This window comes from Streptomyces sp. NPDC007162, from assembly GCF_040634175.1.
GTDB lineage: Bacteria > Actinomycetota > Actinomycetes > Streptomycetales > Streptomycetaceae > Streptomyces.
Window position 1 is genome coordinate 1 of sequence record NZ_JBEYFC010000429.1, and the last position, 7741, is coordinate 7741.

Below are 7741 nucleotides of genomic sequence, written 5' to 3' on the forward strand. Positions count from 1 at the left end.
GCGGCCGGCTCGGCCGCCCAGGAGTCCACGGCTGCCTCAGTGGCGTTCAGCGCGCCCCGTATCGCGCTCTCACGGGCCGCCTGAGCGGCGAGCTGCGCCGGCAGGTCCGCGACCACCTGCTCGAACCGCGAGCGCCACCGGCTCAGTGATCCGGCCACGTCGTCCGGCAGGTGCTCGGCGGTGTCCACGGGTCCGAAAACGTCGGTGAAGGCCGCGTGCAGCGCCGCGCGGGCCCGGCCCAGCACGGCGGCCCGGCCAGGGGCGGAGACCTGGGTACCGGCCGCGCCCTTGGCCGGCCCGACCGCCTGGTGGGCATCGCCGGTCTGGTGGCCGTCGGCGGCCTCGGGGTCCAGGGCTGCCAGCAGCGCCCGGCTGTCCTCGTCGAGGTGCTGGTGGAAGGAGTCGGCGAGCCTGTCGAACTCCGCCGCCAGCCGCGCCTGCTCCGACTCGTATCCGGCGCGCAGTTCGAACCGGTCCGGCAGCGTGGCGATCATCTCGCCCAGCCGTCGCTCCGCCTGGCGCACCTGGGCGGCCAGGTCGCCGCTTGCACCTGAGCCGAGCGGGAAGACGTCGTTGACGGCGCGGTCCAACTGCTCCTCGAAGGACGCCCGCACATGGTCGCCGACCGCGGCTGTGATCTCCGGCGTCATCTCGTACGGGAGAGTCGTTGCGGGATCGGTCAGCCGCTGGAGCCAGGCCCGCAGGCTCCGCTCGAACTCGGCGCGGCCCCGGGCCAGCGCGGTCTGCCGCACGGCCTCCTCGTCGAAGGCGTCCCGCGGCTCCTGTTGGGGGGCGCCCTCGTCGCCGGGGTCGGTCATGTGCCCGTGTCCCCGGTGCTCCCAGACCCGCTCCCGGACCTGGTCGAGCTCGGACCCCCGCAGCCCGTGGTCGCCGTCGGCGGCCCACGCGTCGAAGGCGTCGTCGAACTCCTGCCGTTGCGCGGCGTGCTGCTCCCCCTCGGCCGCCGCCGCTGCGGCCTGGTCCAGCCACTGCCCGTACTCGGTGTGCCGCCGTTCCTGCTCGCCGCGCCAGGCTTCGGCGCGCCAGTCGTCCGCCGGAATGTGGGAGGGCGCCGGAACGAACGCCCCATCCGTCGCGGTGGCGGCCTCGCGCGCCTGGAGGTAGCTCTGCCACGCCGCGTCGATCTGCCGCCCGGCCCAGTCAGCCGTCCACAGCGGCGACGACGTGATCCTGTCGTGCAGTTGCTCGGTTCGGAGACCCTGCTGGGCCAGGAGCGCGTCGAAGTCCTGACTGACAGTGTCCCTGGACTGGGCGATCCGCTGGAGGGCGGCCGCACGCTGGTCGAACTCCCGCTGGACATCGGGCAGAGCGGCCGGGCCCTCTACGGTGAGCCGACGCATCAGCGGTTGGGTGATCGCGGCCTTCTGGCGGTCGTACCAGGACGACACCCGCGGGCCCCACGCGCTGTTCGGCCGCTGGGTCTGCGTGTGCCGGTCGAACAGCTGCGTGGCTCGGACGGTCTGCTCGGCACGGCCCTTGAGCCACTCGGCTGTCTGGCGAGCCTGCTCATCAAGCCGCTGCTGCTCGGCCGCCGCGTCGGCGGAGGCGGTCGCCGCGGCACGGTCGGCGGCGTACTGCTTCTGGAGTTCGGCCAGTTGCCGCCGGTACCACGACCGCGTCAGGGGATCCCAGTGCGTGGGTTCCCGACTCTGGCCCGTCGCGCCCTCCGAGCCGGTACCGGTCCCGGTACCAAGGGCCTGGGCGAAGGACCGCTCCTCGTTCCACGCGTCGATGGCCGCCTGGCGGTACTCCTGCCGGAACCGCTCGATGACGTCGGGCGAGGCCTGGATGTCCGGGACCGGGGCGACGGACTGCGGATCGGCGCTGTCCATCACCGCGTGGTGGAAGCCGTCCACGAGCTGGGTGAACCGGGTGGAACTCGTGAACTGCGACGGCAGCAGGAGGGGATTGTAGGAGGTGCGGATCTCCTCGTCGAACAGGGCGCGGGTGCGTTGGCGCAGGGCCGCCTGGTCGTTCAGCCGTCCCAGACGCTGACCGAGCTGCTGGTCCAGTTGCTCGTGCGACTGCGGCTCCCCGTCCCCGGCCGGGTTCCCCTCCCGGGCGTCGGCGTACCACTCACGGACGGGCCCGACCTGGTCCGACGCCCACAGACCGGGGAAGGCGCCGCGCCGGGTTTCGAAGTCCGCGTAGGCCTGGGCACGCGCCGAGATCCTCTCGTTGACCTGGGCAAGGTGTGGCAGGGCAGCGGCATCGGCCACGGGGTTGTCCCGCTCCTGCTGCTGCGGGCGTCGGGTGTCCGGTACGGGCGGCGCGCTCGTTGCCCGCACCCCGGCATCCTGCGGCACCGGCGAACCGAGCAGGGCGTCGACGCTCTGCGGACCCTCACCGTGCACGGCGTCCTCGGGCAGCGGGAAGCCGGCGATGTGCGGCTGCTCGGGAAGGGGTTCACGGAGCGAGTCGAAAGCGCCGGACGCCATGTACTCATGGACCCGCTCCGGGGGCATGCCCAGACTGTTCAGAACACCGGTGGCTCGCTGTTGGTCGAAGTACGACAAAGCCCCCTGGACGATGGCCTGCCGCACCTTCCACTGCGGCCATTCCGGCCGGTCCTGGTTCCGCACGGCTTCGTCGGCGCGCTGCTGGGCGCTCTTGAGCGCGTCCGAGGTCCGCTGGTAGTCCTGCCATGCCGCGATGCGCTGCTCCGCGGTACCGGACGTCCCCGCCCGTGCCACCGCCTCTTCCTGTTGCGAGGTGAGCCGTACCTGGTCGGCGTCGGCGTGGGCGCCCGCTGCCCCCGCCTCGGTGGTACGGGGCTCCGGTTCGGCGTGGCCCGCCGTCTGGTTCTGCGACGGGGCGGAGGTGGGCTGCTCCCGCGAGGCGGGCTCGTGCAGGGCCTGTTCCACGGGTTCGTGGAGGGCCTGCTCCTCGGTGCGGTCGGCGGAGCGGCTGGTGACGGGCGCGTTCCGGGACGGGGCCGCCCGCTGGACCGTCGCCTGTGCGAGCTGCCCACCGCCGGGGTGATCCTGGCCGGTCCCGGGCGCCGATCGCGATTCCGCTCCAGGCCGGGGTCCGGGCTCGGGTCCCCCCTGCGCATGGGCCTCGGGCACCGGTCCGGTCTCGGTCCCGCTCTCGGGTGCCGATTCCGGTCCCGATCCCGGCCGGGATCCGGGTTCGGACGAGTGCGGCCCGGCCACCGGGGGCTCGGACGACGGAAGGGAGTTCAGGGTGTTCCCGAACGTGTCCCCGTGGTCCTTCTCGTGGTGCAACCACGCGTCGATGTTGTGCTCGTGCGGCGCGAAGATCTTGTCGTAGGTGCGGACGGTTTCGTTGCCGAAGTCGTCGGCGGTCTCCTTGACGACCGCGTCGGCCGGTGCGAGTCTCTCCCCCTTCGGGGCGTCCGATCCCGCTTTTCCACCGAGCGGATGGAACGCCTTGGCGGCGCGCTCGAGACTGTCCCGCAGGGCGAGTTCGTGGTCGATCCTCGCCTCGATCTGGGCGTCGAGCAGGGCTCGGTTGTCGTCGTAGGAGCGGGCGGGCCGGTTCCCGTCGCCGTCCCACCGGGGCTGCACGTGAGATCGGGTGTCAGGGCTGTTGGAGTGGTCGTACCAGTGCTCGTCCACCGCCTTCTCGTTGGCGTGGGTCAGCTCCTTGGTCAGGCGGTCCCGGGCCTCCTGGTCGACAGGTTGGAAAAAGCCCTCCTCGTACTGGTCGAAAGCGTCCTTCAGCTGCCGATGCAGATCGGCGTTCTTGAACTGCCGGAACTCGGCGTGCCCGATCCGGCTGTCCAGGGTCTCGAAGACCCGGTCGAGGTGCTGCTGCCAGGCGTGTTCGAAGTCCTTCCCGGCCCGCTCCGCCCGCGGGCCCGGGTCGGCCGCGTTCCGGCCCCGTTGGTAGGCCGTGTGGAGGTCGTCCTGGAACTCCCCGCGGAGCCTTGCGAGGTTGTCCTCGTCCAGGGCCCCGCGCCCGTCGGACCGGTCCTCGTGGTCGTCGGGGAAGAGGTGGTCGTCCAGTCGCCGCGTGGCGTGCTCGACTTCCCTGGAGGAGTCGGCGAGCAGGGCGATCCGCTGCGGCAGGTGCTCGCGCAGTGCCGAGATCTGCCGGTCGATCGAGCCCAGCCGCACCACCGGGTCGTCGGGGAACTCCCTGTGCGCCTTGTCGACGATCGAACGGACCTGCGCGAAGGTGTCGGCGCGCAGGTGGGACAGGGACGTCGGTACGTAACCGGCCTCGCCGGGACGCGGCTTGCCGTTGTCGGTGTCGTAGGTCGCTTCCCTGTGGTGGTCGGTCTCGTAGTCCTCCCGGCGGGGCAGACCCTCCGCCTCGCGCAGATACCGCCCGCCGAACACGTCGCCCTCGCGCGCCTGGTCGACCGCCTTGCTGAAGTCTTTGTCTATGTTCTCCAGTTCGCGGTGACGTGACGAGGCGTTGGCGAAGAAGCGGTCGGCGTTCGCCCTGTGCTTCTCGTAGGCAGCGGCCCACTTCGCCGCGTCGAGAGGGCCGGAACCCTTCGCCTGCCAGTGTTGCTTGAAGTCATCGAGGACGGCGCGGTGGAAATCGGCTTCCGCCTGCGCGTGGCCGACGCTGTCCTTGGGCAGGTACCGGCCGCCGAAGAGGTCCTTCTGCGCGAAGTTCGCGTAGCCGTGGCTCAGGGCCTCGTCGGGCCTGCCCAGGTCCCGCTGGAAGCGCAGGAACTCGTCCGTACGGGCGTCGCGGGCGTCGCGGTAGGCATTCCACTGGTCGGCCCGCTCGGTGAAGAGGGGGTCGGGGCCCGCAGGGGTGAACACGTCGCCCGTCCCGTCCTTCCCGGGCGCGGGGTGGTCCTTGTCATGCGCGCGACCGGTCCCGGTCTCGTGCGGGGACGTTTCGTGCCCGGTGGACGGCGTGTGGACGCCGTCCCTCACCTGGCCGACGACCGCACTCTCCGTGCCCTTGTCCTCCTCCTGCTGCGCGCGCACTGCTTCGGCGGACGGGGACTGCGCCTCGCCGGCCTTCGCCGCAGCGGACACGTCGCCCCGTTGGGGGAAGTCGCCCAGGTGTCGCGTCGCCTGCGTCCCGCTGTTGGCGTCGGTCGCGTCCGCGATCCCCTCGGTCGACTCCCGGCGAACGGCCTGGGGCGCCTCCGTCTGCCGCGCCACCTGGTTCGGCGCGCCGGCCCGCTGCTCAACCCGCGTCTGCGGCGTCGACAACGGAGTGTCAGGTGCCGAGGCTGTGTCCCCGGTCGGCGAACGGTGGGAAACATGCGCCCCCTGTGGATCGGAAACCCCTTCGGGCCGCCCGGCCCCGAGCCCGGACTGCGGCCGCCCCCCGGGCCCCGGGCCGGCCTCCGGCGGCCGGCCCGCCGTGCCCGTACCGGCGGTGCCCGTCCCCTCGGCCGAGCGTGACGGAACGGGTGCCCCGCCCTGCGGCGCGGGCTGCGGGGCAGCGGTGGCAGCGGATTCCTCAGCGAGAACGGGCTGTCCGCCGTGCGCCCGGTCCTCCGTCACGGGCGACGACGTCGCGTGGTTCTGCTCCGGGGCGCTGCTCGCCGGCTGGGCCCCGGAATCACCACCATGCCCACCGCTGGCAGCAGAAGACCCCGCCACCGGGACATCGGTCGAGGACCCATCGGATGCCCCGCGCGGCGGCACCACGCTCTCCGGTGCGTCCGTAATCCTCTGGCCCCCCGGAGCGCCGGGGGCTTCCGGCGCAGAGTGCGGCTGCCCGCCCACCACATCGGTCCGCAGCGTCCCCGGCAACGACGGCCCGCCGCCGGAAACACTCCCCTCGGCCAACGGCGCCTCATGCCGCACCGCACCACCGGAGACTCCGCCCAGCGACGCCTCGGCCAGGTTCAGCCCACCGGCGGAGCCGCCTTCCGACCTGACGGGGACGGAACCGCCCTCGGGAGGCATGCGGACCGGCGCAAGCGGCTCGGCGCCTCCCGCCGAAGGCGCCGACGCCTGCGGCTCCGGTCCCGTAGGCGGCGTGTCCTGCGGGTGCTGCTGAACACCACCGGCGCGGGGATCGATGGCCGGCTCCTGCACGGCGGCGGTCTCGTGGAACACACCCGACGGACCCGACGGCCCGCTGGTGAGAGTGGTCTCGAACCCCGGCAGCCCCTCGCCCTCGGGCGGTGGCGGCGGCATGGCCTGCTCGCCTGAGCCCCCGCTCTCCGAGCCCTCGAGCCGCGTCCCAACCGGTCCGCCCTCCAGCTTGGGAGCAGCGCTGAGCGCGTCCCGGTTCGGAACCGGCGACTCGGACTCACGGGCAACGCCAACCGGTGACCCCCCGGCTGGCACGGCCGCGCCCCCGGTATTCCCCCGCGACGGCACACCGCCCGCGCCCTGCTCGGCCACCGTACGGGGCCGGGGCACAGGCGCGGCTTGCGCACCGATCGGCGAAACCCCGGCGCCCGGGCCCGGACCGTCCGATGCCGAGGACACACTCGGCACCCGCAGCTCTCCGGCCCCGAGCCCTTCCCCGGCCGCCGTACCGTCCGGGACGTGGCCGCTCCCACCGCCGTCCTGCGCCCCGGCAAGTCCGTTCTGGCTTCGCGGAACGCCCGTGTATCCACCGTCGGCGCTGGTGTCCGGCGGCGTGTTCGCCTCGCCCGTCCGGGCAGACGGGGGTACGGCCCCGCTGTACCCGTCCGCGGAGGAGGCTGCCGTGCCCTCCTCCGGCGACGCGTCTTGCCCGCTGCCCGGACGGAACGATCCACCGGCCCCGGCCTGCCCCTGCGTTGGCAGGCCGCCACCGCCCTCCAGCGGGAACCCGCCCTCCTGATAGGCGGCCGACGCCCCACTGGTGCCGGGCCCCGACTCCTCCAGCTGAACGTTCGGGGACCCCGTGTCTCCCTCGCCCCGCGAAGCGCCCAGTCCTCGGGATGCCCCGTCACCGAGACCCGCAAGCCCCGGCCCATCCGACAGGTCCGGCACCTTGTCGATGGCCTGCTCGCCCGCCCCGTCCCGGCCCTTGCCTCCACGCAACGCCGGGATATGACCGATCGCACCGCCCAGCGCACCCGCCAGGAAGCCCAGCCCCGGATCCCCCTCCAGCCCGAACGCCGCGTCGGAGGCCTCCATGCTCACCGCGCCACCGGCACCACCAGTGATCATCTTGCCCAGCAACGAGTCCAGGATCTTCGGAGCCACCGCACCCCCGATTCCGAAGAACGCCCCCGTGATCGCCCCGTTGATCGCCCCCGAACCCCACGCGATCTCACTGTTCTTCAGATCCCAGTGATGACGACGCCCCTCAGCGAACTGGATCAGCTGAGTGACCGCATCCATCACCGCGGCCGCGGCCGTATTGACCGCCACAGCCGCCAGCAACCGCCGCAGAATCATCCCCACGGCGGCCCGCCCCGCGGCAACGATCCCCGGGATCGCCTCCGGCGCCCACCACGCCAGAAACGCGATCTCCGCCGCCATCCACGCCAGCGTCATCAAGGTCATGATCTTGGCGTACTGCACCTGCAACGCCGTCTGATCACACATGTCGGCGAGCTGATCAGCGGCCTTCGCCACGGCCGGCAGGTTCCCCGCCAACTTGTTCAGATACGCCTCGAACGCCTCAGCGGTAGGCCCGGTAACCCCCGCCTTCACCTCGTCCATCACGGGGCCGAGGTCACGAGCAATGTCACGCACCTCTGAGGCGAAGTCACGGTGAGCCTGCCCCAGAGCCCACAGCTTGTCCTCGTCCGCCTGCGGCCAGTCCCCACCCGCGAGCTTGGCCACCCACTGCAGACCGGACGGCAACATGATGCTCATGCACAACCACC

At 72.5% G+C, this 7741-nt stretch carries 2 protein-coding genes; one reads left to right on the forward strand and one right to left on the reverse strand.

The window, feature by feature from the left end:
* A partial coding sequence (locus ABZ646_RS34960) for a hypothetical protein (RefSeq protein WP_360528117.1) occupies positions 1-5117 on the reverse strand: 5117 nt, incomplete at its 3' end.
* 2119 nt (positions 5118-7236) lie between these two features.
* On the opposite strand from ABZ646_RS34960, the gene ABZ646_RS34965 reads away from it, so the two are divergent.
* The gene (locus tag ABZ646_RS34965; RefSeq protein ID WP_360528120.1) at positions 7237-7449 is read left to right on the forward strand and encodes a hypothetical protein; all 213 of its coding nucleotides are present in this window, start codon (positions 7237-7239) and stop codon (positions 7447-7449) included.
* The last annotated feature ends 292 nt before the right edge of the window (positions 7450-7741 follow it).